The 23,470-nt window shown below is 58.7% G+C and carries 27 protein-coding genes and 1 riboswitch; of the genes, 11 read left to right on the top strand and 16 right to left on the bottom strand.

Annotation, left to right across the window (positions count from 1 at the left end; all coding sequences use genetic code 11):
• Positions 1 to 39 precede the first annotated feature (39 nt).
• On the top strand, positions 40 to 732 hold the full coding sequence (locus ACVW0C_RS06575; protein ID WP_414422318.1) for a response regulator transcription factor: 693 nt from the start codon (positions 40 to 42) through the stop codon (positions 730 to 732).
• Between the two features lie 739 nt (positions 733 to 1,471).
• Entirely contained in the window at positions 1,472 to 1,999 is a 528-nt protein-coding gene (locus tag ACVW0C_RS06570; RefSeq protein WP_457384693.1) for an E3 ubiquitin ligase family protein, read from the top strand.
• Between the two features lie 33 nt (positions 2,000 to 2,032).
• Here ACVW0C_RS06570 and ACVW0C_RS06565 read toward each other — a convergent pair whose 3' ends face one another.
• The gene (locus tag ACVW0C_RS06565; protein WP_011431843.1) at positions 2,033 to 2,587 is read right to left on the bottom strand and encodes a DUF4079 domain-containing protein; all 555 of its coding nucleotides are present in this window, start codon (positions 2,585 to 2,587) and stop codon (positions 2,033 to 2,035) included.
• A 239-nt stretch (positions 2,588 to 2,826) separates the two neighbouring features.
• Here ACVW0C_RS06565 and ACVW0C_RS06560 point away from each other — a divergent pair, with 239 nt between their 5' ends.
• Positions 2,827 to 3,318, top strand: a complete 492-nt coding sequence (locus tag ACVW0C_RS06560) for a phycobilisome linker polypeptide (RefSeq protein ID WP_457384692.1) — start codon at positions 2,827 to 2,829, stop codon at positions 3,316 to 3,318.
• A 266-nt stretch (positions 3,319 to 3,584) separates the two neighbouring features.
• Positions 3,585 to 5,939 carry a polysaccharide deacetylase family protein gene (locus tag ACVW0C_RS06555; RefSeq protein ID WP_457384691.1) on the top strand — a complete coding sequence of 785 codons (2,355 nt, stop codon included), beginning with the start codon at positions 3,585 to 3,587 and terminating at the stop codon, positions 5,937 to 5,939.
• 40 nt (positions 5,940 to 5,979) lie between these two features.
• On the opposite strand, the gene ACVW0C_RS06550 is transcribed toward ACVW0C_RS06555, so the two are convergent.
• Genes ACVW0C_RS06550 through ACVW0C_RS06505 form a run of 10 tightly spaced genes read right to left on the bottom strand, consistent with a single transcriptional unit; the run spans position 5,980 to position 13,981 of the window.
• Positions 5,980 to 7,119, bottom strand: coding sequence for an alpha-D-ribose 1-methylphosphonate 5-triphosphate diphosphatase (locus tag ACVW0C_RS06550; protein ID WP_414342139.1), 1,140 nt, complete (start codon positions 7,117 to 7,119; stop codon positions 5,980 to 5,982).
• Positions 7,100 to 7,795 (bottom strand): ATP-binding cassette domain-containing protein, encoded by a 696-nt coding sequence (locus ACVW0C_RS06545; RefSeq protein WP_011431839.1) that lies wholly within the window; start codon positions 7,793 to 7,795, stop codon positions 7,100 to 7,102. Before ACVW0C_RS06545 ends, ACVW0C_RS06550 begins: the two co-directional genes overlap by 20 nt.
• Before the next feature lie 10 nt (positions 7,796 to 7,805).
• Complete coding sequence (locus ACVW0C_RS06540; RefSeq protein ID WP_011431838.1) at positions 7,806 to 8,573, bottom strand: ATP-binding cassette domain-containing protein; 768 nt, start codon at positions 8,571 to 8,573, stop codon at positions 7,806 to 7,808.
• The gene (locus ACVW0C_RS06535; protein ID WP_457384690.1) at positions 8,566 to 9,432 is read right to left on the bottom strand and encodes an alpha-D-ribose 1-methylphosphonate 5-phosphate C-P-lyase PhnJ; all 867 of its coding nucleotides are present in this window, start codon (positions 9,430 to 9,432) and stop codon (positions 8,566 to 8,568) included. The genes ACVW0C_RS06540 and ACVW0C_RS06535 overlap by 8 nt, the downstream gene beginning before the upstream one ends.
• Complete coding sequence (locus ACVW0C_RS06530) at positions 9,416 to 10,468, bottom strand: carbon-phosphorus lyase complex subunit PhnI (RefSeq protein ID WP_457384689.1); 1,053 nt, start codon at positions 10,466 to 10,468, stop codon at positions 9,416 to 9,418. Before ACVW0C_RS06530 ends, ACVW0C_RS06535 begins: the two co-directional genes overlap by 17 nt.
• On the bottom strand, positions 10,453 to 11,022 hold the full coding sequence (phnH, locus tag ACVW0C_RS06525) for a phosphonate C-P lyase system protein PhnH (RefSeq protein WP_457384688.1): 570 nt from the start codon (positions 11,020 to 11,022) through the stop codon (positions 10,453 to 10,455). Before phnH ends, ACVW0C_RS06530 begins: the two co-directional genes overlap by 16 nt.
• A gap of 8 nt (positions 11,023 to 11,030) precedes the next feature.
• Positions 11,031 to 11,450: a phosphonate C-P lyase system protein PhnG gene (gene phnG, locus ACVW0C_RS06520; protein ID WP_011431834.1), complete on the bottom strand. Its 420-nt coding sequence runs from the start codon at positions 11,448 to 11,450 to the stop codon at positions 11,031 to 11,033.
• A 9-nt stretch (positions 11,451 to 11,459) separates the two neighbouring features.
• Positions 11,460 to 12,278, bottom strand: a complete 819-nt coding sequence (gene phnE / locus ACVW0C_RS06515; protein WP_414388972.1) for a phosphonate ABC transporter, permease protein PhnE — start codon at positions 12,276 to 12,278, stop codon at positions 11,460 to 11,462.
• Positions 12,247 to 13,143, bottom strand: a complete 897-nt coding sequence (phnD, locus tag ACVW0C_RS06510) for a phosphonate ABC transporter substrate-binding protein (protein ID WP_457384687.1) — start codon at positions 13,141 to 13,143, stop codon at positions 12,247 to 12,249. The genes phnE and phnD overlap by 32 nt, the downstream gene beginning before the upstream one ends.
• A 46-nt stretch (positions 13,144 to 13,189) precedes the next feature.
• Positions 13,190 to 13,981 carry a phosphonate ABC transporter ATP-binding protein gene (locus ACVW0C_RS06505; protein ID WP_011431831.1) on the bottom strand — a complete coding sequence of 264 codons (792 nt, stop codon included), beginning with the start codon at positions 13,979 to 13,981 and terminating at the stop codon, positions 13,190 to 13,192.
• A gap of 278 nt (positions 13,982 to 14,259) precedes the next feature.
• Here ACVW0C_RS06505 and hisIE point away from each other — a divergent pair, with 278 nt between their 5' ends.
• From hisIE to ACVW0C_RS06475, 6 genes are all read left to right on the top strand, one after another.
• Positions 14,260 to 14,892, top strand: a complete 633-nt coding sequence (gene hisIE, locus ACVW0C_RS06500; protein WP_457384686.1) for a bifunctional phosphoribosyl-AMP cyclohydrolase/phosphoribosyl-ATP diphosphatase HisIE — start codon at positions 14,260 to 14,262, stop codon at positions 14,890 to 14,892.
• Positions 14,852 to 15,526 (top strand): DUF1997 domain-containing protein, encoded by a 675-nt coding sequence (locus tag ACVW0C_RS06495; RefSeq protein WP_457384685.1) that lies wholly within the window; start codon positions 14,852 to 14,854, stop codon positions 15,524 to 15,526. Before hisIE ends, ACVW0C_RS06495 begins: the two co-directional genes overlap by 41 nt.
• A gap of 46 nt (positions 15,527 to 15,572) precedes the next feature.
• A riboswitch (Fluoride riboswitch) is annotated at positions 15,573 to 15,678 on the top strand.
• Positions 15,679 to 15,823: 145 nt separating this feature from the next.
• Complete coding sequence (locus ACVW0C_RS06490) at positions 15,824 to 17,473, top strand: cation:proton antiporter domain-containing protein (RefSeq protein WP_457384684.1); 1,650 nt, start codon at positions 15,824 to 15,826, stop codon at positions 17,471 to 17,473.
• 52 nt (positions 17,474 to 17,525) lie between these two features.
• Positions 17,526 to 17,957 (top strand): fluoride efflux transporter CrcB, encoded by a 432-nt coding sequence (crcB, locus tag ACVW0C_RS06485; RefSeq protein ID WP_457384683.1) that lies wholly within the window; start codon positions 17,526 to 17,528, stop codon positions 17,955 to 17,957.
• A gap of 309 nt (positions 17,958 to 18,266) precedes the next feature.
• Complete coding sequence (locus tag ACVW0C_RS06480) at positions 18,267 to 18,611, top strand: DUF190 domain-containing protein (protein ID WP_011431825.1); 345 nt, start codon at positions 18,267 to 18,269, stop codon at positions 18,609 to 18,611.
• A 42-nt stretch (positions 18,612 to 18,653) separates the two neighbouring features.
• Positions 18,654 to 19,820 carry an MFS transporter gene (locus ACVW0C_RS06475; protein ID WP_457384682.1) on the top strand — a complete coding sequence of 389 codons (1,167 nt, stop codon included), beginning with the start codon at positions 18,654 to 18,656 and terminating at the stop codon, positions 19,818 to 19,820.
• Here the strand turns inward: ACVW0C_RS06475 and ACVW0C_RS06470 are convergent.
• The 5 genes from ACVW0C_RS06470 to ACVW0C_RS06450 form a co-directional block, all read right to left on the bottom strand.
• Complete coding sequence (locus tag ACVW0C_RS06470; protein ID WP_414398746.1) at positions 19,777 to 20,853, bottom strand: EAL domain-containing protein; 1,077 nt, start codon at positions 20,851 to 20,853, stop codon at positions 19,777 to 19,779. The two genes, ACVW0C_RS06475 and ACVW0C_RS06470, sit on opposite strands and share 44 nt — an antisense overlap.
• Positions 20,854 to 20,934: 81 nt before the next feature.
• Complete coding sequence (gene gloB, locus ACVW0C_RS06465) at positions 20,935 to 21,693, bottom strand: hydroxyacylglutathione hydrolase (RefSeq protein WP_457384681.1); 759 nt, start codon at positions 21,691 to 21,693, stop codon at positions 20,935 to 20,937.
• A 7-nt stretch (positions 21,694 to 21,700) separates the two neighbouring features.
• Entirely contained in the window at positions 21,701 to 21,964 is a 264-nt protein-coding gene (locus tag ACVW0C_RS06460) for a DUF3143 domain-containing protein (RefSeq protein WP_011431822.1), read from the bottom strand.
• Positions 21,965 to 22,091: 127 nt separating this feature from the next.
• Entirely contained in the window at positions 22,092 to 22,508 is a 417-nt protein-coding gene (locus tag ACVW0C_RS06455) for a J domain-containing protein (RefSeq protein WP_414351179.1), read from the bottom strand.
• 111 nt (positions 22,509 to 22,619) lie between these two features.
• The gene (locus ACVW0C_RS06450; protein ID WP_011431820.1) at positions 22,620 to 22,799 is read right to left on the bottom strand and encodes a 50S ribosomal protein L32; all 180 of its coding nucleotides are present in this window, start codon (positions 22,797 to 22,799) and stop codon (positions 22,620 to 22,622) included.
• Positions 22,800 to 23,027: 228 nt separating this feature from the next.
• Between ACVW0C_RS06450 and ACVW0C_RS06445 the strand changes: the two genes are divergently transcribed.
• The coding region (locus ACVW0C_RS06445) for an RNA-guided endonuclease InsQ/TnpB family protein (RefSeq protein WP_457384680.1) at positions 23,028 to 23,470 on the top strand (443 nt) is incomplete at its 3' end.

The following is a 23,470-nucleotide window of genomic DNA, read 5'->3' as shown; positions in this document are numbered from 1 at the left end:
AGTTTTTCGGCGTCTTCCTTGGATTCAGCAAGAGAGCGTATGCCAGAGCCTGAACCCTCTTCTGCCCACATTCTGGTGATCGAAGATGAAGCTAAGCTGGCTCGTTTTGTGGAAACGGAGCTGACCTGTGAGGGATATCGAGTCAGCGTAGCCAGCGATGGCATGGCCGGGTTGAGGGCAGCCTGCGACCAAAACCCCGACTTGGTGCTGTTGGACTGGATGTTGCCCGGCATCTCAGGTTTGGAAATTTGTCGGCGACTGCGCTCAACGGGCAACCGCGTGCCCGTGGTGCTGATGACCGCCAGAGATGAGGTGGCGGATCGGGCAGCAAGCTTGGACGCTGGGGCGGATGACTACGTGGTCAAGCCTTTCAGCATTCAGGATCTGCTGGCTCGGATACGGATCTATTTGCGGCAGCCAAAGCGATCCCGCGACGGCCAGTTGGTGTTCATGGACCTGACCCTGGATCCCGTAACGCGGGAGGTAACCCGGGGAGAGCGACAGGTGGAGCTGACGGCCAAAGAATACGACCTGTTGCGCTACTTGATGGAACACCCCCGTCAGGTGCTCACCCGCCAACAGATCTTAGAGCATGTGTGGGGCTGCGACTTCACGGGCGACTCCAATATCATCGAGGTCTATATTCGCTACTTGCGCCTCAAGATCGAAGGCCCAGGGGAGAAGCGCCTTATCCAGACGGTGCGCGGGGTAGGCTACGTGTTGCGCGATTGACATGCCCCCCGCCCCAAAGAGCAAGGATTCTGGTTCCTGGTTCTGCGACAGCACTTAGCTGTATCAGGTCTCCCCTCCACGACGGCGGTGCCTATCTCCCCAGTCGTTCCCCCAAGCGCTCCGCGCCGCTAGCGTGAAAGACTTGGCCAAGTGGTGATTTCTCACCAAGTTCTACTGTTGAGTATTTGCGCTCCCAAAGGTTGGTTCAACAGCTCTCTGCAACTCGGTTGCTCAAGATAGCCGAGCTTCGCCATCTCGGTCAGACCAACCCCCAGGCAAAAGGAGCAAACTTGGCTCAAGTTTACGGCAGGGTTGTGTGCGATCGGCCTTTGGTATCGGAACTTTCGCGACAGCCTTGCGTCTACTACAAGTCTGAGATCTCTTGGGAGTATGACGAGATCGAATGCTATCGAAGGTATTTGAATAGCCAAGGCGATGTAGCGTATAGCGAACGGATCAGCGAAGGCGAATATCAGAACGCTCTACGCTTGGGATCCCGAGCAAAATCCTATCCGGGGGAGATGGTCGGGAAAAACCTGACTCCGGTTCTTTTCAGAAAAGGGTTGATCCCGACTACTCTAATTCTTTTCCACAAAAGCCCAACCCTGGCTACCCCGGTTCCGGTTCTTTCCAGAAAAAGCCTGGTTACCCCGACTACCCCCAGCAGCTTGGCTCTCCAGGCTATCCTCAAAAATCGCCGTTTTCCGAAGTAAGCTCTCCCCAAAAACACTACGCCAACGTGTATTACGATCCGAGCACAGGTCGGGAATATCTCCTTGAAAGAGAGACGAGAACGAGAGACGAAACCCTTCACTCGGTGGTTCGCCAGATCCCTTTTTTCATCGAAGACGAAACTGGAAGGGTGAGGGTGGATCCCACAGGTGCGGAGATAGAGGCTATGTCGGTTGTGGATGAGCATATTTTTCCAGGAAGAGGGCCCAGCCGGTTCAACTTCAATCTCAAGCGCTACCTTTCCGGAGTGAGAACAGAAAATCGCTCCACCCGAGCTTTTATCTATAAGGAATGGGTGATTCCGGTGGATGCGATGGCGTTTACCATGGGGCAGGTGCGTTTTGAGGCAGGGGATCCCGTGATCCGAAAACCCCTTTCTGGGGAAAGGTTTATGATTGCCCCCAAATCCCCTGAAGCCCTCTTGGAAGAGCAGCGCTCCAATGCCAGCAGCTACCTGGTGGGATCCGTCGTCCTGCTGGGTATCGGCATTTTCACCGTGCTCCACCTGCTGCAATCCCTGCAGCCTTATCGCTAGTTCCTGCCCAGGCAGAGGGAAGCCTACTGCCACTCACAACGACAAACCCAGCTTGAGCCCAAGCAGGGCATGGGCAAACAGTACACATAGAATGAGGCTGCCCACATAGGCATGGGTGGTGCGCAAAGCAGCGCGGTTGCCCCCAAAGCCGCTGAGGGACAAAGCTCCATTCACCGCCAACAACAGCAACACCAGGGATCCCGTCCAAAAATGGGGGCTGCTCAACAGGGGCTTCCCTTGCATCACCAGAGAAAGAAGGCCGCCAGTGTAGCCCAAGGCAATGAAGGTGGCCATCCAGGGGGCCAATTTGCGGTGGTCAAGCAGAGGCTTCTGGGCCGCTTCCGGCAGGGATCCCTCTGGCGCTGTGGAGGCGGCTGCCAGACGCAAGGCCCGTCCTCGCCACCCAGTCAGGCCGACAAAGCTGCCCATCACCACCACCACGATCCCCATCATCAAGGGGTGACCCCATTGCACAATGGGTTGGGGCAAGTTAAGGCCGGCAAAAAACTGGGCTACGGGCTGCAAGGTGGCGGCTAACCCATCCGAAGCTGCCGACAGATCCGGCAAGGCCAAGCTCAACAGGTTCATGGCGCTCCCTCTACCTCCGCAATAAATCTACAGCTGCTTAACAAATCTACAACACCCCAATTCTAGAATGGGAGGACATCAGTGATCTCCCTCAATTCGTTGAAGGGAGGACGTCAGCTGACCCATGCCAGCGGGAAGCTTCTGGTGGGCACCTGGCAGCGGTAGAATGTCTGACGGTAAAGCTGTGGCTGTGAGCGGCTCTCTCGCCACTGAGTGCTGAGCAAAACGGAGTTGTTGAGATGGCCAAGTTGTTGTTGGGGGATCAAGCCTTTGAGGTCGAGCTGCTGACGGATGTGCCCACCAATTGGCCGGGAATTAAAGTCATGTCTAAGGGGGCCAAGCTGGACATTCCAGCGGGAACTGTGGTGAAGGTGGAGGCCGAGGATGACCACATAACCGGCTCCTATAAGGTGGTCTATCGTTTGGCGCCTGCCTATCCCCGCAGCTGGCGGCTACTCCTGGAGCGGGAGAGCGTCGCCACGGCGCCTCAGGTGGCATCGGCTCCAGAACCAGAGGTTGCTCAGGCCAGCAGCTCAGAAGGAGGGCTGCCCAATAGCGATAAAATCTTCGCCATCAAGGTATCCGGCCTCGTGGGAGGAGGTGTGCGCAGAAGTGTTGTCGAGTACAAAGTGCCCTTCAGCCGCCTTTCCCAAGAAGTGAAACGGATCACCCAAATGGGAGGCAAGATCGTCAGCATTGCCGAGTCCAATCTGCTAAGCACCCTTGAGTAGCGGGCGGCTTCCTGGGAGGTTCTGGGTTCTTTCAGGCCACCCGTCCAGGCCGTTCTGGTTCAAACAATTTCAACGAGGGATCCCTGTAGAAAGCATGCGGCGATTTCTCCCCTATCCCCAACCTGAGGATGGGGTGGTAGGCTGGCGTTGGTTTTGCCGTTGCCTGGAAGGCTGCCTTTTCCTGCTGTCCTGGGGGTGGGCTTTGGGTAGGAAAAGGCGTTCCGGCGAGGGCTGAGCTTTTGCAATTGGGAGTGGGGAGTGAGGCCATGACATCTCGACGACAGCCGACGCGCTTGGGAGGGTCGATGCCCCAAGGCCATGCAGGCTTTGGGTCAGCAAGGGGATCCCAGCCGTACCCCTCGCCCACTCCACGACAGAGCTTTTCCTCTTCCTCTCGACGTCCGCTGGTCAAGTCTCGACCGAGGTTACTCCCCTTCTTAAGCTTGCTGGTGATCCTGCTGGGATTTGGGGCTGGGGCCCTGGTGGCCTGGGCAACTGCTCATCCCGACTGGGTCAGCCGCCTGCCGGGGCTCTCGCCACCTCTAGCGGAGATCCCTGCCCCCCGCGCCCACGCTAAAGCGGCTCAACAGCGCTTGCCCATCTCCTTAGAGACCCAACTGGAGCGGGATCCCTTTGCTTTGGATCCCTTGGCCAGCCTTTCTTATGTGCCCGCCATCATGTATCACGATGTGGTGGCTGGCCGCAAGCAGGTCTGGTTCGACACTACGGCGGCGGAGCTGCGGCAACACTTTGAGGCCATTAAGCAGGCGGGGTTGACCCCCATCCACATCGACCAACTGTACAAACACCTGCGGGACGGGGATCCCTTGCCCGAAAAAGCCATTTTGCTCACTTTTGACGACGCCTACCTGGGCCTGTACGAGAACGCCTACCCCCTTTTGAAGGAGTACAACTACCCCGCCACCTACTTTGTGCAAACCGGCTTTGTCGGCGTGCCCACCAGCAAGGATCACTTCACCTGGGATCAGATGCGGGAGATGGATGCCAGCGGGCTGATTGACTTTGCCGCCCATACCGTCAACCATCCTCCTGATCTGCGGGTGCTAGACGATGCCCGCCTACGGCGAGAGGTGTTTGACTGCAAGACCAAGCTGGAGCAGGAGCTGGGCCACCCCATCCACTACTTTGCCTATCCCGAAGGCAACCGGGACGAGCGGGTGAAGCAATACCTGGCCGATGCCGGTTACCGGATGTCTTTTACGATGGATCCCGGTTTTACAGGACAATCGCCCAACTTGCTGGAGGTGCGACGCTTTAACCAGTTTCGCCTCACCGAGGCCATTCTTGGCGCCCGCACCTTCACCCTCAGCCGCAGCCTCGACTACTGGCTGGATGTGACGCAGCCTCTGGCTCTGACCGACGAGATCATTGACGGGGTGCGGGTGCTCACCATCCGCGGCGGACGGGCAGCCACAGTGCACGCAGAACGGCGCTACGAAGTCAGGACGTTGGTCCAGCGCTACCAGGCCGATGCTGGCATTAACGGCAGCTTCTTCTCCATCCCCTGGATCAACTCTGCCAGCAATGTCATGGTGGGGCCGGTGATGGCTGCCAACCACAAGACCTTCATCCCCGGTCGCCCCGAAGACGACAAGGTGGTGCGCGGTCGCCCCTTGGTGCTGCTGGGCAGGGATCGCATCCGCTTTGTGCCCTTTGATCCCGACACCATGACCCACTTGGAGAACATCCGCCAGTTGATGCCGGATGTCACGGATCTGTTTGTGGCCGGTCTGTGGCTGGTCAAGGATGGTCATGCCCTCTCTCAGACGGAGATCGATTCTTTCCGTCTTTCCAGCGCCGCCGAGTTCCGCCCCAGGGCTTTCTTTGGTGTGGATGACCAAGATCAGGTGGTGATCGGAGTTACCAAAACCCATGTCAACGCCGCCACCCTGGCCCGTATTTTGCCCAAAACCGGGATCCGGGAAGCCGTGCTGCTGGACTCTGGCTTTAGCACCTCCCTGGTCTACCAAGGGGAGATCCTCGCCACCGGCCATGCCGGTCCCAACCAGCCCAGCCGTCCTGTGCCCCATGCCATCTTGCTCTACGACCTGACTCGCCTTTGGCGGGAGGATCCCCATCCCGAGGCCAAGGCTGGCTCTGAGGGAGATCAGCTGGAAGGGCTAGTGCAACTTTTGCCCGGCAGCGAGCAAGAGGCGGCCAAAGCCCAACTCAAGAGCATTCTGGCCGGCCAACGCACGTTGAGGCGGGGGGATCGGGGGGCGGCGGTGGTGGCGGTGCAACTGGGGTTGAGCCACCTGGCTGCTCAGCAGGGACGGCTGGATCTACTCCCTTCGGGCCCTGATGGGGTGTATGGTCAAGAGCTGGCCCAGGCAATGGCGGAATTGGTGCTGGCTGCACCTGAGCGCAGTGAGATGGGATCCCCCCTTCCAGCCACCCCTACCCCCCTGGTGGCCGGAACGGCGACAGCCCGCCAAGGGGTGGACATCATCGATGCTCAACTGCTGCGGCGTCTGCTGGAGCGCGTTAACTTGGCCTCTCCCTCGGTACTGGTGGATACGCGCTTAGAACGGCCTGCCCTGTCCCTGGAGCGCAAGCCAACCCGGAAAATGCTGCCCAGGGTTGCCTTCGGGCAGGACTAAGTCTTGTCTTCGCCTTCCAACCTAGGCCTTGGCGGGAAGCCTAGAAGACCCCCCTCCAACAGAGGCTATCTCTGAGAAAGACGGGCCTGCCGGCAACGAATACACCCATAACCTGGAAGGGTTTCTCCCGCAGCACCACTAGATCGGCTCTTAGGCCTGGGCGAAGGGCTCCCCGATCCTGCAGACCAACCGCCTGGGCAGGGTTGTGAGTGACCAAAGCTATGGCTTGGGGCAGATCCAGCAGCTGCTTCTCCGCCAAGGCAAAGGCAGCCCTCAAGGCTGAAGCGGGGGAGTAGTCAGTGGCCAAGGCGCCTAGGGCTCCTACTTGTAGAGCCTCCGAAGCGGAGAGATTGCCGACATGGGAGGATCCCCTCAGGGCATTGGGAGCCCCCATGACCACCAGCAGGCCCAGTTTCCGCGCTTCCAAAGCTGCTGCTAGGGTAACCGGAAACTCGCTAATTTTCAGGCCCATCTTGGCCATTAACTGAACCTTGGCGGGGCAGTCGTCGTCGTGGGAAGCCAAAGGTACCCCCAAAGCTTGCGCTTGCTGAGCCAATTGGGCAAAGCTCTGCAAGGTCTCCTCCCCCGCCTTGGCCGCCAAACTAGCGGCAACCTCCTCGGAAGGCCGGGCCAGCTGGCGAGCCATGTAGCGGATGTAGTCCTCCGGCGTCCGGAATTGGCCTTGGCCGGGGGTGTGGTCCATGAAGGAAAGGAGATCCACCCAGCCTTGGCTGAGAGCTTGGCGAACAGCTGCTGCTCCCAAGGGGCGCGAGAGTTCATAGCGAGCGTGGATCCTCAAGTCCAGAGCCAGCTGGGAACGCAGCGCCACCAACTGCTCTGCCATAGCCAAGGCCGTTTCTGGGCTGCGCCAGCCAGGCAGGCCTTCCCAAAAGGACAGAGTTACAAAGGCAGTGGTAATCCCCGCCGCCAAAGCTCGGTTTTCCCAAATCCCCAAGGCCATGTCCACCGCCAGCTGTACCCCTGGGCGCGGCTCCAGTTCGGGCTCCAGGCTATCGGTATGGAGGTCGACTACGCCGGGCACCAGGGTAAGTCCTCGCAAAGGGATCCCTTCCCCCACTTGCCCCTGCCGAATCTCGGCAATCCGCTCCCCCTCCAGCCGCAGGGATCCCACCGGGAGGACACCATCGGGGAGAACTAGCTTAGGCCCTGCTAGCCACATTTGCCCTCACCTCTAGGGAATAGGTTTTGTCAACCAAACCCGACACATCGTCTAAGGAGTGAAAAACGCCAATGATAGCTGTTCCCTGCTGCTTCAAGGCTCGTAGGCGTTCTCGCAAGGCCAACTTGGCTGCAGTATCCAAGCTGGCGGTGGGCTCGTCCAGAAGCAGCAGCGGATAGGGGTGGATGAGAGAGCGAGCCAAGTTGACTTTCTGTTTCTCGCCCCCCGAGAAGCTGGTTGGAAAAGTCTCCAGCAACTCTGGCTTCAGACCCAGCTCCAGGAGCAGCTCTGCTGCTCGATGTCGCGCTTGGTTTTCCGCTACTCCCTGCCACAGCAAGGGCTCCGCAACCAGCTCCAAGGCCGTGGTGCGGGGCCTGGGATCCAGAAACTGGCTGACGTAGCCGATGCGCTCGCGGCGGATTGCTAACACCTCGCGATCCCCTAAGCGGGCCAGATCCACCGTTCCCAGAGGGGTCTGCAGGAGGGCTTGTCCTGCCGTAGGCCAATAGCTGCGGTAGAGGGTTCGCAGTAGAGAAGACTTGCCAGAGCCGTTGGGGCCCTCCAGCAGCAAAAACTCTCCGGCTTGCAGGGAAAAGCTCACCTGCTGGAAGGCCAGAACCTCTCGCCCCAGTCGGTGAAGAAAGAACCGCTTTTCTAAGTTAACGACCTGCAACACCTTGCCCTTCCTAAAGTCTTGCGGCAACCAGATCCTGGGTAAAGGGGTGGCGAGGATCCTCCAGCACTTGGTCGGCCAATCCCTCCTCCACTACCTCCCCCTGGTACAACACCACAATTCGATCCGCCACAGCCCTCACGACCGAGAGATCGTGGCTTACTAGGATGAGGCTCATCCCCAACTGCCGCTTGAGGCGGCGCAGAGTATCCAGAAAGGTGGCCTGCACCAGCAAATCCAAACCGGTGGTGGGCTCGTCCAAAAGAACAGCCAGAGGCTTTTGGACTAAAGCTTTGGCAATCTGTACCCGCTGGCGCTCTCCTCCCGAAAGAGAAGCTGGGGGATCCCCGGCTCGCTCTAAAGGAAAATCGGCTCGCTCCAAAGCCTCCTGCGCCTCCGCTTCCAGCACTCCAAACCGCCGTTCTCCTCTAAGGACAAGGGGCTCCGCAACATTAGTCAGGGCCGCAAAGCCCATGCGCAGGGCCTGGGCGGCATCCTGATAGACCATGGCCAGGTAGTGCCGCGCCGCAGGCTGCTCGTAGCGAGAGAGCAACAGCAGGTTACGTCCCTCCCAACCCGGCACGTTTAGCCGATACTCCCCCTGGGCTGTCTCCTGAAGGTAAAGGATCTTCAGAAGAGTAGTCTTGCCACTGCCGGAAGCTCCCACCACCCCCAGCACCTCTTGGGGATAGAGCTTGAGGCTGACGTTCTTAAGCGCCCAGCGATCCCCGTAGGCTTTGCAAACCTTGACCAGCTCCAGAAGGGGGGTCTCCTCAGCCATGCTCTTTCTCCACAAATAGAGGACCGCTCGTTTTCCCGGCCAGCAGCTTTTCCATATAGCCCTGGTCGGAGATTTCATAGGCCAAGCTGCCATCTTCTTGGGGAATGGCGTTGAGGAAGACGTGGCGGCAACCGCTGCGACGGCAGGATCCCAAAATGGGCTCCGGCTGGAAGGGCCGATCCACAAAGGCCAAGGGCTCCACCCGGGTGTAGGGAGGGACGGCATAGAGCCGCTTCTCCCGCCCGGCCCCAAAGAGGGTGATATGGGCTGCCAGATGCAGCTTGGGCAGATCCCAGCGGGGCATAGGGCTGGGATCCATCCCATAGCGCCCATGGACCAGAACTGGGTAGGCCGCTCCCTTGCGGCTCCGGCCGTGGCGTAGGTGCTCCTCAAAAAGATCCACCCACAGCAGGCTATAGTCGCCCAGGGCATGTAGCTCCCGCGCCCTGGCGTCAGAGGGCTCCACATAGCGCAGAGGCTCAGGGATGGGAACTTGCAGGATTAGGATTTGACCTTCTTGGAGCCGCTCCTCGGGGATGCGGTGGCGGCTTTGGATGAGGGTGGCCTCCAGCGTGTCGGTGGTTGTTCGAGCGCCGCTGACCTGGGCAATGAAGCGGCGCAAGTTGGCGGCATTGACAGAGTCATCGGCCCCCTGGTCAATGACCTTCACCACGTCCTGCGGCCCCACCAGGCTGAGCGTAAGCTGCAATCCCCCTGTGCCCCAGCCGCGAGCCAGCGGCATTTCCCGGCTAGCAAAGGGAACTTGATGGCCCGGTATGGCCAGGGCCTTGAGAACCTTGCGCCGAATTTCTCGCTTGGCCTCCGGATCCAGGTAGGCATAGCTATGCTTGGGTTTCAAGGGAGGCCTCCTTTTGGAAGTGGCTCATCCAGTTGCTGAGAAAGGTTACGTAGTGGGGTAGCTTGTAGTGGAGGGCAAAGCCGGAGGCCTCCACGGGATCCGTATGCACCAGGACAAACTCCTCGCTGCGAGCCGGATGGCTGGGGCGATCCATTTCCAAATCCAGCATGGCGCCAGCGATGGCCCGCCCCTCGTTCCAACCCAGGCTAGCGGCAAAGCCCAAGCGGTATCCTTTTTCTCCGTGTCCCACCACCTCAGTAAAGACCAGGCGGATCCGCCCCAGGCGAAAGCTTCCCCCCCGCACAGGATGAAAGGCGCGTACCTCGAGATAGCCCACGCCCAACTCGGCAACCGTTGGGTGGGTGTGGACGTTGTAGGCGCGCATGGCGCTGTAGGCCAGAGCCAGAAGTCCCCCCGTATCTCCCCTGGCCAAAGCTTGCAGGCGGTGGGCCCGCGGCGCTGGAAACAGCAGTGGCTGCCGCGTCAAGTCGGGAATCTCTTCCCCTGGAGCAGGGCTACTGGCTTGCTGCTCTGCCGTGGGATCTTCTTCCAGCAGACCTTGCTCCCTCAGCCAGCTGCGCACAGAAGGATAGTGCTGGGCAGCAGCCACGGCCGCCGGCTCTAGCGGGGGGCTTTCAGAAAAGCCCAAAAGACGCAGGCTGTAGTCTAGGGTGGGCCCCAAGACCTGGCCGCCGGGAATGCTCTTGAAAGCCGAGGAAAGCCGACGCACCAGCAGGAGATCTTCCTTTTTCTGCAGCTGGGCTTTCCCTAGGCGAGGGAGAGTAGTCCGGTGTGCTCTCAGAAGCAGCAGGGCCTCGTAGAGGTCCCCCCCTGTCTGCACAAGGGCAGTGGCCGCCAGCTCCGGAGCCCACAGCCCCGCCTCTGCCATCACATGATCCAGGAGATAGGGCAGCCCAGCCAGCTGCTTTGTCCGGCCTCGCCTGCTTTTGGCTTCTGTCGCTGACAACAGCTCGCGAAAAAGGGCCTCGGCATTGAGAATGGCCTCTTGGCTGCCCCGCGCTACGACATAGCCCATCCACCCACCTCCACGCTTCGGGGTAAGCCTACCACTTGGGGGCCGTCAGTTAACAGGATGTCCACTCCCAGCGGGTAGGCCAGGATCTGGGAGCGCAGCTGCCAAAACAGAGAGGGCAAGCCTACAGCCAACTGGATCTCCCCAGCTATGCCGGGCCCTCTGAGCAACACAGGGGATCCCCGGCCCAAGGGGGCCCCCAGGATAAGGGTCGCTCCCGCTTCAGGCTCAAGGTGGGTGCCTCTTTTGAGAGCCAAAAGGCTGTCTGGGCCAGCGGGCAAACTCTCCAGCTGCTCGGCAAAGACAAAGTCAGCAGCCTCCAAAGCCACGGGCCGGGGATCCTGCCCACGCAAATCCAACAGCAGCCAGCTTGGCGCCCAAACCCCTACATTGCCGTCCACCAGCGTCAGCCCAATGAGGCGAAAGGCTTGGCGAAGGGAGCGAGCGGGAAAGCTCTCCAGACGGCCAGGGTAGCTCAACGCCCTAACCAACGCCCGGAAGACCTGCTGGCTTTGCTTTTCTGCCAGTCCCGGTGTGGGGCCGTAGGCTTTGGACATCCCCAGGCTCACAGAGTCTCCACCTCCAGGCGAGTTGCAGCTACCTTGCGCCAGAGGCGCTCGTCTTCTTCTTGAAGATCCTTCTGGGCCGCTAGCGCCAAAGCCTGGATCTTCTCCACAGCAATTCCCGCCTGCAGAGCGGCGTCTAGGTAGGCCAGGGCGCGCGCCAGACGCGGCTTTTCCCCCAGCACCATCCCGTATCCTTCTACTCCCTTTTTTGGAAAGCGCAGCCAGACCTCGTAGACCAGCACTTCTCCCACGTAGAAGGGCGTCCCCGTGCGGGAGTCCTCAAAGGGGAGCGCCAGCAGCCCTGCCCCTTCCCTGAGCTTTTGGCTGGATCCCAGAGCAGGCCTGACCTCCCGCGCCAAAGCCAGCACCTCCTTCTCGGGGGCCTCCTGCAACAGCTCTAGCATCTCTAGGGGCTGCATCCCAGCCTCCTAAATCAGGGTCTGGCGGATCCGCGCCGAAACTTTGTCAATTGTAAATACAGCCAGCAGAATCAGCAGAACAACCGTGGCCGCATCTTGAAAGCGAAAGGCTCGTATGGTCTGCATCAAATCAAACCCAATGCCCCCTGCCCCCACCAAGCCCAAGACCGTTGCCGAGCGCACGTTAGCCTCAAAAAGGTAGAGAGTGCTGGAGTAAAAGGCAGGAGCCACTTGCGGCCAGAAGCCATAGGCGATAACCAGGAAAGGGTGGGAACCTGTAGCCTCTACCGCCTCCACCTGCTTCATATCTACTGTCTCGATGGCCTCTGAGAGGAGCTTGCCTGCCACACCCGCCGTGTGCAGGGTCAAAGCTAGGATCCCTGGCAAGGGTCCTAGGCCAATTGCGGCCACAAAAACCAATGCCAAGACCAGTTCATTGAGCCCCCTGAGGACATCCATGAGCCCGCGCACAAGCAGGTAAACCGCAGGGGAACGCATGACATTTCTGGATCCCAGGAAGGCCAAGGGAACCGTGAGAAAAGTGGCCAGGAAGGTGCCCCAGAGGGCCATCATCAGGGTTTGCAACAGGGAGTAAAGGAAGTTGGGCAAGAAGTAAAAGCTGGGAGGAAAGAAGCGAGCCAAGAAGGCCGCACTCCTCCCCAAGCCAGCTAACAACTTTCCTGGCGAGATCTCGGCAGGCTCCGCCGTCAGCAAGAGAGCGAGAAAAACCCCCCCATACAGCACAACCGTGCTCAGCTCCCTGCGCTTAAGCTCTGCTGGCAGGGGGGGAAGTCTCCTAGAGTTGGCACTCAGGTTTCTTAAGAGCATCGTTGACCTTGCGGAAGGGATCGTAATCTGCGTCGCTAGCCGGCTCAAAGCCCTTCAGCCCACGAGCCTCCAGCCATTTCTGACCCTCCGGCGTGTTTTCGTACTCCAGATAGACCGTGCGCAAGGCCTCCTTGAGATCCTCTGGCAGATCTTTACGGTAGGCCCAGGGAGAGGAAGGAATGGGATCCGATCTCCAGATGACCTCAAAGTCCTCTATGCCTTTGATCTGCCCCTTGTTGGTGGCAAGGCTGATCCCGGTATCCCAGGTTACACCAACGGGAATGGTTCCCTGAGCTATCCCCAAGATGACCGACTCGTGGTTGCCAGCAAAAACCACCCGCTTGAAATACTCCTTGGGCTTGATTTTGGCCTCAAGACAGAAGTGGGCCATGGGCACCTTGAAGCCAGAGGTGCTCTCTGGGTCGACGAAAGCAAAATCTTTGCCCTTGGCGTCTTCTAGAGTTTTGATGCCACTGCCTTTCTTGGAAAGTATCAAGGAGTGATAAACGGTACCCGAGCGCAGCGAGTCCTCTTTCACGAACGCTTCAATGGGAGCGTTGGCCTTTTCAATGGCATCTACGTAGGAGCCAGGGCCGTAGAAAGCTACGTGAGTTTGGCCTTGTGCCTGGGAGACCATCACCGCCGTGTAGTCACCGGCCACAAACAGGCGGACGGGGATCCCCAGTTTTTGTTTGAGATAATCCAAAAAGGGAGCATAGCGAGCTTCGTAATCGGCAGCACTCTCCACCGGTACTTCAGCAATCACCAGCTCCTTGGGCCAGTTTTGCTTCTGAGCCAGCCCTGGAACCCAGCTGGAAATTCCCATGAGGAAGGCAGCAAGGAACAGAATTTTTCTTCTCCGCATAAGGTTTTCTCCTTTGCAGTTAACTTGCGGTTGAAGGTGGATCTTGTTAGACCATCAAGGTTGAGGAAAACCATTCGCTTGCCTCGTGGGTTTCCTTCTCCCCAAAGTAGAGCTCCTTTTCCTTTTCAGAGGTAAAATCGGAAAGCGGCCCATTGAAGAAAACCTGGCCCTCCTTGAAAGCAACGACTCGATCGGCGTAATGGCGCACCATTTCTAGGTGGTGCAGGGTAACCAGCAACGGAATCCCCTGGCGGCGCACCGCTCCCAGCAGCAGCTCCATAATTACCTTTGCATTTTTAGGATCCAAAGCCGAAATGGGCTCGTCGGCCAGAATCAGGGCCGGCTCCTGGATCAAGGCGCGAGCAATACCCACTCGCTGCTGCTGCCCCCCTGAGAGAGCGTCGGCCCTTTGCCAGGCATGCTCTAGCAACCCTACCTCTTCCAGCAGCTTTTCCGCCTTGGCCAAATCCTGAACAGAAAAGTGCTTGAAAAGACCCCGAATGGGACTCATGTGAGGCAGACGCCCAACAAGAACGTTTTCCAGAACCGTCAGGCGCCCGATGAGTTGAAAGGTCTGGTAGACCATGGCCGTGCGCCTGCGCAGCTGTTGCAGGGCATCCCTTTGGCCTTCATGGAGAGGAAGAGAATCAACCCAAACTTTTCCGCCGCTGAGCTTGACCATCCCTTTCAAAAGCCTAAGAAAGGTCGACTTTCCTGCTCCCGAAGGTCCGATCAAGGCCACAACCTGCGCTCCATCGCCAAATAGGTCAAGGTAAACCTCCCTTAGGGCAACCTTGTTTTTGAAGGCAACCCAAAGGTTCTCGACTTGGATGCGCATAAGCTACCTCACGGCGGGAAAACCGGTAACAAACTTAGCAGATTGGCCTGATACTGAGGTTAAAACCAAGTTAAGCTTTGCTGGCCTGGGCAGCAGGACTTCTCAATGGCTTCTCGAAACTGGCTTTGGCCTGGAGGGCGCTCTTGGAGGTACCCCTGGGAGAGCTTGCTCTGCTATCCTGCTAATAATCTCGATTGATTTTCTGCCAAACCCTTATGGCTGCTGCTGTGATCTCGGGCCTCTCTTGGCAGTCCCCCAGAGCCCTTTCACCGGAGGAGATGGCTTGGTTAGGCAGCCTCACCTACAATGAGCAGGGCCTGATCCCGGCCATCGTGCAGGACTACCTGGACGGAACAGTGCTGATGATGGCCTGGATGAACCGGGAATCGCTGCAAAAAACCCTGGAAACAGGCCGCACCTGGTTCTGGAGCCGCTCGCGGCAGGCGTTGTGGCCCAAGGGGGAAACTTCTGGCCATGTGCAGTGGGTCAAGCAAATCCGCTACGACTGCGACGGCGACGCGCTGGTGATCTTGGTGGAGCAGGTGGGAGATGCAGCTTGCCACACGGGGGCGCGCAGTTGCTTCTTCCGCCCACTGCCAGGGGATCAAAGGGATCCCATCCCGGCAGCAGATACTCTGTCTCAGGTGTTTGCCGTGGTCAAGGCCCGCCAGGCGGATCCCCGTCCCGATTCCTACACCAGCAGCTTGCTAGCCAAGGGGGAAAATGCCATTTTGAAGAAACTTGGCGAGGAGACGGCTGAGGTGGTGATGGCGGCTAAGGATCAAGACCGCGTGGCTTTGGCCCGTGAGGTGGCCGATCTCTGGTACCACTGCCTCGTGGCTCTTGCTCATTATCAGGTGGATATTAAGGATGTCTATCGCCAGCTCCAAGCCCGCCGTTCCGCCAAGTGAAAGGGCCGTGTCCTCCGAAGGCGGCGCCCCTGATCTTCTGGATCCCTCTCTGGACAAAGCCCACCTGGATTTGCGAGCCACGCGGTGTGGACAAGTGGATCTGGAGACGGATCGGGAGACCTTGGCCCGTTACCTAAGAGGCCACGCCCAGTGGATCCAGCGGTGCTTTAGGCCGTTGCAGGTGGAAGCTTTGTCCGCCGAGACCTACCGGCTGCAGTTTTTTCGCATGGGCGGCCTTGGGTTTGAGCTGGAGCCCAGTTTTGGGGTGAGGATCTGGCCGGATGAAGATTACCGGTTTCGCCTGACCTCGATTGAGTTGCCCGGCGATGAGGGAATGCCTTACCGGGTCAGCTGCCAAGCCGATTTCCGGCTGGAGGAGCTACAGGGATCCCTGAAAGACCTGCCCACAACTCGTGTTCACTGGTCTCTTCATCTGGAGATTGGGCTGGCTTTGCCCAGGTTTTTGCAGGTTCTGCCCCGCAAGTTGGTTTATCGGGTGGCCCATCAAGTGGTGCAGCAGGTAACCCGGGGTATGAGTGACCGCCTCACCCACAATGTGTGCAGCGATTTCTATCGCTCTATTGGGTGTCCCGATCACCCCTATCGCTTAATTGCAGTGGAAGACAAAGCGTGATATCTTAGGCGCCAAGTAAGTTGCCGGTCAGCTTTCGAGTAGTGCTCCGGCAACCGGCGATGGAGTTCGCCGCAACCGCCTCACTTGGAATTTTTCTATAGAGGAAGAGGGTTCTAACCTCAAAAGCTGAGGCTGATGACTCCTACACTTCTGGGCAAGTCCAGGGGGTAGGGGTCTTTGGCTTTGTTTGAGGCCCCACCCTGCGGACGCGATGGTGCTCCCGCTCCTGACGCGGATGGCTTTTTCTCCCTGGGCTGCCCTTCAACACCCTGACGACAAGGAGATGAGGATCTGGTGATGCTGGGCAGTTGGCTGTGGATCTTGGTGATGGGCTTTTTTGTCGGCCAAATCGTGGGTCGGCTGGGGATGCCCCCCCTGCTGGGGATGATCCTCGTGGGGATCTTGCTGGGAGATGTCCTATCCCCGGAGGTGCTGGCAGCGGTGGGGGATCTGCGGGTGGTGGCGGTGATGATCATTTTGATGAAGGCGGGCCTGGGGCTGGATCGGGAGAAGCTGGCCCAGCAGGGATCCGTGGCGTTGCGGCTGGGTTTTTTGCCGGCAGCCTGCGAGGCGGTGGCGGTGGCCCTGTTGAGCACCTGGATCCTGGGGTTGGACTGGCCTACCGGTTTGCTGTTGGGCTGCGTGATTGGGGCGGAGTCGCCAGCCGTGATCGTGCCGGGGATGTTGCGCCTCAAGAGTTTGGGCTGGGGAGTAACCAAAGGGATCCCGGATGCTATCTTGACCGGCAGCGCCCTTTCCGATGTGCTGCTGCTCTTAGGGTTTAGCCTGTTGCTCAGCTTTTTGGGCCAGGGCTCTGCAGAGAGCGTTCGCCTGCTGGGGCTGGAGCTATCGCCGCTGCAGTGGCTGCCGTTCCAAGTGGGGATGGAGATCCTGCTGGGCATAGCCATAGGCTACCTGGGGGCGCGGGTTCTGGTGTCGCTGCTAACCCAACAAAACTGGACTCGCAACAGCGTGCAGGAAGTGCTGCTGGCTGCCTGCATGGCCTTGGGCTTGGTGCTGGCGCCGCAGGTGTGGCCCTATTTTTCCGGCTATCTGGCGGTGATGGCCATGGGGTTCTTTCTAATTGAGCTGGATGCCCCTTTGGCGCGGCGGCTGCGGGGTGGGTTCGATGCCCTCTGGACGGTGGCGGAGATCGTGTTGTTTGTGCTACTGGGAGCGTCGCTGGATCTGGGGGTGCTGGGATCCGTGTTTTGGCCGGGCTTGCTGCTCTTGACCTTGAGTCTGCTGCTGGGGCGGGGCCTGGGTTGGTGGCTTTCCACTCTGGGAAGCAATTGGAACGGGCGGGAGCGGCTGTTTTTGCTACCGGGCAACATGGCCAAGGCGACGGTGCAGGCGGCTATTGGTGGGATCCCTTTGGCCCAAGGGATCCCCGGTGGGGAGATCATTTTGGCTTTGGCGGCTCTGTCGATTTTGGTCACGGCCCCCCTGGGTGCTTGGCTGACCCAGGTGTGTGCTCCCCGGCTTTTGGAAAAAGGAGAGGTGGATCCCACCAAGGTAGGCAGCCAGGGCAAGGTGAGCTTTTTGGCAGCGGTGGACACCTCCCCTTTGGCCGAAGCCGTGCTGCGCAAGGTGGCCGATTTGGCGCGGCGGGTGGATGGGGAAGTGATTGTGTTGCATGTTACCGATGAGCCGCAGGGGAAAGGGGTAGAACTGTTGCGGCAACTCACCCAGCGTCTTTTGGCGGACATTCGCCACCAGTTTTGCTTGGCCTCGGGGCCCTTGGCAGAGACCATCGTAACCCTAGCTCAGGAGCGGCAGGTTACCGACATCGTCATGGGCAAGCGGGGCCACCGCGGCTGGGAGCAGGTTTTGGTGGGATCCACTTCCCAAGCGGTGTTGGAAACCAGCCCGATTCCGGTAATTTTGGTAGAGGAAGAGGACTTCAAGAGAAGCAGGATCCCTATCTCTGAGGGCAGAAAAAGCTAAGGATCCCACCTTTTCCGTAGGAAGTTCTGGGAACACAGTTCAAGGAGAATAGATGCGCTTGCAATCGGTGTGGGCTTACCTAAACCATGGCTTGGTCTCTCCCAGTTTGAGAGTTCCCTTTGCGGTTGCGTTGGGGGCTATTGGCGGATCCCTGAGTCGCTACTATCTATCCCTCTGGTTTGCGGAGCGATTTGGCCCTAGCTTTCCCTACGGAACCCTGATCATCAACTTATCGGGTTGTGTGGTCATGGGTTGGTTCATGACCGTGGCTATGGAACGCCCTGAGATCTCACCGGAAATTCGCCTGCTGTTCGGGGTGGGATTCCTGGGTTCCTACACCACCTTTTCTACCTATGAACTGGATACCTTTAGCCTCTGGCAGCAACATCGCTTTGCTGCTGGGCTTGTCTATTGGCTCGGTTCTTGCCTATTTGGAGCCTTGGCTATGGAGATTGGGATCCTGTTGGCACGATTGTGGCGATAACGTTTAACGTAACCCCTATCAATCAGCAATCTATCCATCCAAAAGCCAGGTGCAGCAACTGGTCATTTTGGGCAATAACTTTTTTCTTAAAAGCACCGGGATCCCCACTAGTCAACCCCCTGGAGTTTCTTATCTTAAGGAGCACTCTTCACCAAAGCAATATACAGTTTTTCCAGCGTTACTCACTACAGCCAATGCCAGCCAATCTCTTGCCTGACAAGGATCCCACTTCACTGTAGACTTTATGTGAAGCGGAAAAATCTGTAACCATGACAATCGCAACAGCCCAAAGACAAAAGGGATACAAGTATGCTAGATGATGAACCAGAAGTTTATAAATTGGATATTTACATCGGCGAGTCAGACCGTTGGCAAGGGAAGCCTCTCTACCTGGCTCTGCTGGAGCTAGGTCGTCAGCGTGGGCTAGCTGGTGGTACTGTGGTGCGAGCTATTGCTGGCTTTGGTCGAAACAGTCATATTCGCAGCAGTAACCTTCTAGAGCTTTCCACAGATCTGCCCATTTTGGTAACTTTCATCGACACGCCGGAAAAAATCAAAGCCTTTCTACCGGAAGTAAAAACTCTGATGCATGACGGTCTAGTTACTTGCCATAGGGTACAAGTATTCCATCATGTTCCTCATCAACAACAATAGTCCAGATCTGAAAATAGATTCCCCATTGCCAAGGAGCTGGTTATGCCCGATTCCCCTTCTGCCCTGCGCTTTATTGTTTTGCTGGGGATCGTCAGCCTCTGCGCCGATGCCACCTACGAAGGGGCACGCAGCATTTCTGGAGCTTTTTTGGGATCCCTGGGGGCCAGCGGCACGGTGGTGGGCTTGGTGGCGGGCGGGGGTGAATTGTTGGCCTATGGATTGCGTCTGGGGATTGGGGTTTTGAGCGATCGCACTGGGCGCTACTGGCAGCTCACCACCCTGGGTTATGGCATCAATACACTGGTGATCCCCGCTCTGGCTTGGGTGGGCAGTTGGCCTTTGGCGGCCTTGCTGTTGTTGACGGAACGAACTGGCAAAGGGATCCGCACCCCGCCGCGGGACGTGTTGCTTTCTCATGCAGCCCTGCAGGTGGGACGGGGCTTGGGGTTTGGCCTGCATGAGACCCTAGATCAAATTGGGGCAGTGGCAGGGCCGCTGCTGGTGGCAGCCATGCTAGGAGCGGGATATGGCTTCCGGGGCGCGTTTTTGGCCTTGGGGATCCCGGCAGCGGTGGGGCTGGCGGCTTTGGGGCTAGCGCAATGGCTGTATCCCAGTCCGCGCGACTTTGAGCCGGAGCCGGAGATGACTCCAGCAAAAGGCTTGCCCAAAGTTTTCTGGCTGTATCTTTTGGCAGCAGCCTGTGTGGCTATGGGGTTTGCGGATTTTCCCCTCATTGCCCTGCATCTGCAACAACAGTCAGGGAGCGATGGGGCAGGGATCCCTTTGCTGTATGCCCTGGCCATGGGGGTGGATGCCCTAGCAGCCCTGGGCTGTGGCTGGCTGTTTGACCGCGTGGGGCTGTGGAGCTTGCTGGGAGCGGTGGCGGTATCGGCTGGATTTGCGCCTCTAGCCTTTTCCGGCACCTATGCTCTGACGGTGCTGGGCATGGTGCTCTGGGGCATTGGCTTGGGCGCTCAGGAATCGGTCATGAAGGCGGCAGTAGCCAGCATGGTGACCCCCCAGACGAGGGGCTTTGCCTTCGGCCTGTTTACCAGCGTCTACGGCCTGGCCTGGTTTTTGGGCAGCGCCCTGATGGGGGTGCTTTATGATTTCTCCCTTCCAGGTCTGGTAGCCTTCTCAGTGGCTGCTCAAGCTGTGGGAGCGGCTATCCTGCTGGCTGTAGCGGGACAGGCTGGGGCTGGGCAATGAAAAAGCCCTGCACCAGATCCACGCCGTGTTCGCAAACCCACTGTAGCTCCCCCGCAGTCTCGATCCCTTCCGCTAGCGTGGTGATCCCCAGGTCTTGGGCCAGCTCCAGCAGCTTTTGGGCAATCACCGCCTTGTAGGGATCCCGGTCCACCCCGCGAATGAGCTCTCCATCCAACTTGATCATGTCTGGCCGCAGCTGGTGCAGCAGGTTCAGGGATCCATAGCCAGCCCCCAAATCATCCAAAGCCACCCGAAAGCCTGCCTGCTGATAGAAGTGCAAAATCCGCTGCAAATGGTTCAAATCGGGGCTGCGGTCAGACTCATTGACCTCAAACACCACCCGCTGGGGCGGGATCCCGGCGCGGCTAATAGCCCAGACAGTATGGCGCAGGCAAAAAGCCGGGTCGTAGATGGCAGTGGGGCTGAAGTTGATAAAGAGATCCCCCTGCAAGTGGTGCTGCATGGCCGCGGCAATGGCCGTGCGGCGGGCGGCCAAGTCCAGCTGGTAGAGCAAATGGGCTTCCCGAGCCATAGCAAAGAGCAAACCCGCGTTGATCAACCGCCCTTCCTTGTCCAGTCCTCGCACCAGCGCCTCATGGCCCACCACAAAAGCGGGATCCCGCGCCTGGACAATGGGCTGAAAGTAGGTGGTGAGCCGGCTTTCTGCCAACACTTCCAGCAACAGCTCGGCCTGAGTGCGGTGGAACAACTCCTGCAACAACTCCACCCGGGCGCAATCCTGCCAACAGGGATCCCTATCTCCGGCCAAAAACAGAGCGCGGCTGGCCCGCATCTCCTGCTGCGAAAGAACCTCGGCCATTCCTTCTAGGGTTTTCTTGAGGGCCCCCTGGGCAATGGAAACCGCCAGGCCAAGGTTTTCCAAAAGTTGAACCGAAAGGGGGGCTGGGATCCCCTCCTTAGCCTCCAGAAGCCGCACCACCTTGCGCTGGGTGTGAGGGGTGGGCAGCCAGAGAAACAGACGCCCTGCCTCCTGCCAAAAGGTAGGCAGAGCCGGACACTCAGGACAAGACATAGGATTTTGGGGAATAGCTAGGCAGTCCCACCGACAGTATGCCCTCGCTCTCCCAGGAGAAAGCAAACTTTACAAACAGCGCTAGAACTGATCCTTCATACCTCGCAGCCGGGCAAAAACCCGCACCGGATCCTGAGCTCCGGTGGCTGCCTGCAAAGCCGGCTGATCCCAACGCAAGAAGGGATTGGTGCGGCGTTCCTCGCCAATGGTGCTGGGGACAGTCGGGGATCCCGTCTGGCGGAGGGCAGCCACCTGCTGATAACGGGCCTGCAGGTCGGGATTTCCCCCATCCACCGTCAGGGCAAACCTGAGGTTGTTGAGGGTGTATTCGTGGGCACACCACACCCGTGTGGCTTCCGGCAACTGGCGCAGTTGATCCAGGGATCCCACCATCTGCTCCGGCGTGCCTTCAAACAGCCGCCCGCATCCCCCGGCAAACAGGGTATCGCCACAGAAGAGATCCCCACTCTCGGAAAAGTAGTAGGCAATATGGCCGCGGGTATGGCCGGGCACAAACAGCACCTTTGCTAGCCGACCCGCAAACTCCACTGTTTCCCCTGCCTTGAGCTCCACCGTCTGGCCAGGGATCCGCCCCCGATCCACCTGGCTGCCATAGACTCTGGCACGGGGATAGCGCTCCAAAAGCTGTCGGTTGCCCCCCACGTGGTCGTGGTGGTGGTGGGTGTTGAAAATGGCCACCAACTCCGCCCCCAGCTCGGCCAGCTTTTCCAACACGGGCTCAGCCACTGCCGGATCCACCACGGCTGCTGTCGCGGTGTCGGAATCGTAGAGCAGATAGATATAGTTATCGCGCAGGGCGGGCAACTGGAGAACGCGCATGGCTCGGCTAACTCTCAAAAATGGCCTGTTCTACGTCTTGCCGGCTGAGGGAATAGGGAAAAGATAAAGTTTTCGTGTTGCCGTCTGGGTAGGTGTATCGCACCCAAATGCTGGTTTCTTCCAGGCGCAAAATGGCTTTCCAGCCAGGCCGTTCGCAAAACCACTGCTCCACATCCTGCGGATCGCGGGTGCAGCCCTGATCCTCCAGCCAGCGTTCGATGGTGTGGAGCGGGTGATTGTACAGGGGCGTGGTTGCAGGAGGCAAAGGCATGGCGAGATTCAAGAAAAGCAATCAAACCCTAGAGTCAACGGGCTATGTTCATTCAAGCACTCCTGATCCAGAATCCGAAAACTCGATCCCAATGTCCTACCGAAGAGGGCAGGAAATGCTCGCAGAATCAGCTTGCCCCACTCTCTCGCAGCCAAGCGAGGACACCTGCCAGTAGCAAACACACGACTAGGGTGGATCCCATCAGCAGCAGGGCACACAGCTCGCCAGCCGAAAGTGGGCGGGTTTCCATACGCAGCTCTAGAGAATCGGCACCAAGGGATCCCGGCATGCCCAGAGATCCCGTGTTGGCGGTCACCGCCCGTAAGCTGGCATCGTAGATGGCTCGTTTCGCCGGGTTGCTAAGGACAAGGTAGGCCTCCTGCAACTCTTGGAAGCAGCGAATGGCCACTTCCGGAGCCAGGGGAGAAGTATCGGGATGGTAGCGCTTGCTCAATTGCCGGTAGGCCCGCCGGATGGCCTCAGGAGATGCCCCTGGAGACAGACCCAGCCGTTGGTAGTAGGTGAGGGAAGTCAAGGAGCGCATGCAACCTATGGAGGAGCAAGACTACAGGGGCAGCAAAACCGCTTTCAGGGGAGCACAGCTCTAGTCCAGTGTAATCACTCGCGCAGACACCGGGATCCCTGCAGCAAGCCTCTATTCTTCCTCATCCTCTTCAGACTTAGCTTTGGGATAGTAGAAACCGGTGTTGCGACCGCTGAGAATGGCGCGCCCAATGGTCATGGCTCGCTGGGCCTGGAGCTTAGCTTTGCCCAGCCAGACGGCGTAGCGCCTGCGACTGCGGGCTTTAGAAGTTTTCTTCTTAGGAACAGGCATGGCTTCGCACAAAAACACAGCCTTACTAGGCTAGCATTGAGGCTGCGCTGCCGATCCCAGCTTTATTCAGGCAAGTAGCCTATCAGTGGCTGACCAAAAGGCGCGGCAAGCCCCGTCCTTCAGGGCAGGGAAGGATAGCGCCGACCGTAGCCGACGCCCTTTAAAAACGCAGTGTCGGCCATGTGAATATCGTTGTCATCACGCATAGGTCAAGAATACGATTGAGCGGTGCAACGACTTCAAGCCTTCAAGTACGAATTGCTGCCCAACAGCCAGCAGGAACGGCAGATGCGCCGCTTTGCTGGCTCCTGCCGGTTCGTCTACAACAAAGCACTGGCGTTGCAGAAGGAGCGTCACGAGCAAGGCCAGAAAAAGCTAGGCTATGCGGGCCTGTGCAAGTTGCTCACCGCGTGGCGCCACAGCGCAGATACGGCGTGGCTGGCGGATGCGCCGGTGCATCCGCTGCAACAGGCGCTCCAGGATTTGGAGCGAGCCTACAGCCACTTCTTCGCCCAACGCGCCGGCTTCCCGAAGTTCAAGAAAAAAGGCCGGTCCGACAGTTTCCGTTATCCCGACCCCAAGCAAATCCAGCTGGACCAGGCCAACAGCCGCATCTTTCTGCCCAAACTTGGCTGGCTGCGTTATCGCAACAGCCGCGACGTGGTGGGCAA

Source organism: Thermostichus sp. OS-CIW-26 (assembly GCF_054058395.1).
Note: the sequence above shows the minus strand (reverse complement) of the source record. Positions and strands in the feature narration are given on the sequence as shown.

What these genes read in the sequence shown, in the direction of transcription:
- ACVW0C_RS06575 (WP_414422318.1), top strand. Translation starts at nt 40, where the DNA reads ATGCCAGAGCCTGAACCCTCTTCTGCCCACATTCTGGTGATCGAAGAT.
- ACVW0C_RS06565 (WP_011431843.1), bottom strand. Translation starts at nt 2,587, where the DNA reads ATGAACCTGTTGAGCTTGGCCTTGCCGGATCTGTCGGCAGCTTCGGAT.
- ACVW0C_RS06560 (WP_457384692.1), top strand. Translation starts at nt 2,827, where the DNA reads ATGGCCAAGTTGTTGTTGGGGGATCAAGCCTTTGAGGTCGAGCTGCTG.
- ACVW0C_RS06555 (WP_457384691.1), top strand. Translation starts at nt 3,585, where the DNA reads ATGACATCTCGACGACAGCCGACGCGCTTGGGAGGGTCGATGCCCCAA.
- ACVW0C_RS06550 (WP_414342139.1), bottom strand. Translation starts at nt 7,119, where the DNA reads ATGTGGCTAGCAGGGCCTAAGCTAGTTCTCCCCGATGGTGTCCTCCCG.
- ACVW0C_RS06540 (WP_011431838.1), bottom strand. Translation starts at nt 8,573, where the DNA reads ATGGCTGAGGAGACCCCCCTTCTGGAGCTGGTCAAGGTTTGCAAAGCC.
- ACVW0C_RS06530 (WP_457384689.1), bottom strand. Translation starts at nt 10,468, where the DNA reads ATGGGCTATGTCGTAGCGCGGGGCAGCCAAGAGGCCATTCTCAATGCC.
- phnH (WP_457384688.1), bottom strand. Translation starts at nt 11,022, where the DNA reads ATGTCCAAAGCCTACGGCCCCACACCGGGACTGGCAGAAAAGCAAAGC.
- phnG (WP_011431834.1), bottom strand. Translation starts at nt 11,450, where the DNA reads ATGCAGCCCCTAGAGATGCTAGAGCTGTTGCAGGAGGCCCCCGAGAAG.
- phnE (WP_414388972.1), bottom strand. Translation starts at nt 12,278, where the DNA reads ATGCTCTTAAGAAACCTGAGTGCCAACTCTAGGAGACTTCCCCCCCTG.
- phnD (WP_457384687.1), bottom strand. Translation starts at nt 13,143, where the DNA reads ATGCGGAGAAGAAAAATTCTGTTCCTTGCTGCCTTCCTCATGGGAATT.
- ACVW0C_RS06505 (WP_011431831.1), bottom strand. Translation starts at nt 13,981, where the DNA reads ATGCGCATCCAAGTCGAGAACCTTTGGGTTGCCTTCAAAAACAAGGTT.
- hisIE (WP_457384686.1), top strand. Translation starts at nt 14,260, where the DNA reads ATGGCTTGGTTAGGCAGCCTCACCTACAATGAGCAGGGCCTGATCCCG.
- ACVW0C_RS06495 (WP_457384685.1), top strand. Translation starts at nt 14,852, where the DNA reads ATGTCTATCGCCAGCTCCAAGCCCGCCGTTCCGCCAAGTGAAAGGGCC.
- ACVW0C_RS06490 (WP_457384684.1), top strand. Translation starts at nt 15,824, where the DNA reads ATGCTGGGCAGTTGGCTGTGGATCTTGGTGATGGGCTTTTTTGTCGGC.
- crcB (WP_457384683.1), top strand. Translation starts at nt 17,526, where the DNA reads ATGCGCTTGCAATCGGTGTGGGCTTACCTAAACCATGGCTTGGTCTCT.
- ACVW0C_RS06480 (WP_011431825.1), top strand. Translation starts at nt 18,267, where the DNA reads ATGCTAGATGATGAACCAGAAGTTTATAAATTGGATATTTACATCGGC.
- ACVW0C_RS06475 (WP_457384682.1), top strand. Translation starts at nt 18,654, where the DNA reads ATGCCCGATTCCCCTTCTGCCCTGCGCTTTATTGTTTTGCTGGGGATC.
- ACVW0C_RS06470 (WP_414398746.1), bottom strand. Translation starts at nt 20,853, where the DNA reads ATGTCTTGTCCTGAGTGTCCGGCTCTGCCTACCTTTTGGCAGGAGGCA.
- gloB (WP_457384681.1), bottom strand. Translation starts at nt 21,693, where the DNA reads ATGCGCGTTCTCCAGTTGCCCGCCCTGCGCGATAACTATATCTATCTG.
- ACVW0C_RS06460 (WP_011431822.1), bottom strand. Translation starts at nt 21,964, where the DNA reads ATGCCTTTGCCTCCTGCAACCACGCCCCTGTACAATCACCCGCTCCAC.
- ACVW0C_RS06455 (WP_414351179.1), bottom strand. Translation starts at nt 22,508, where the DNA reads ATGCGCTCCTTGACTTCCCTCACCTACTACCAACGGCTGGGTCTGTCT.
- ACVW0C_RS06450 (WP_011431820.1), bottom strand. Translation starts at nt 22,799, where the DNA reads ATGCCTGTTCCTAAGAAGAAAACTTCTAAAGCCCGCAGTCGCAGGCGC.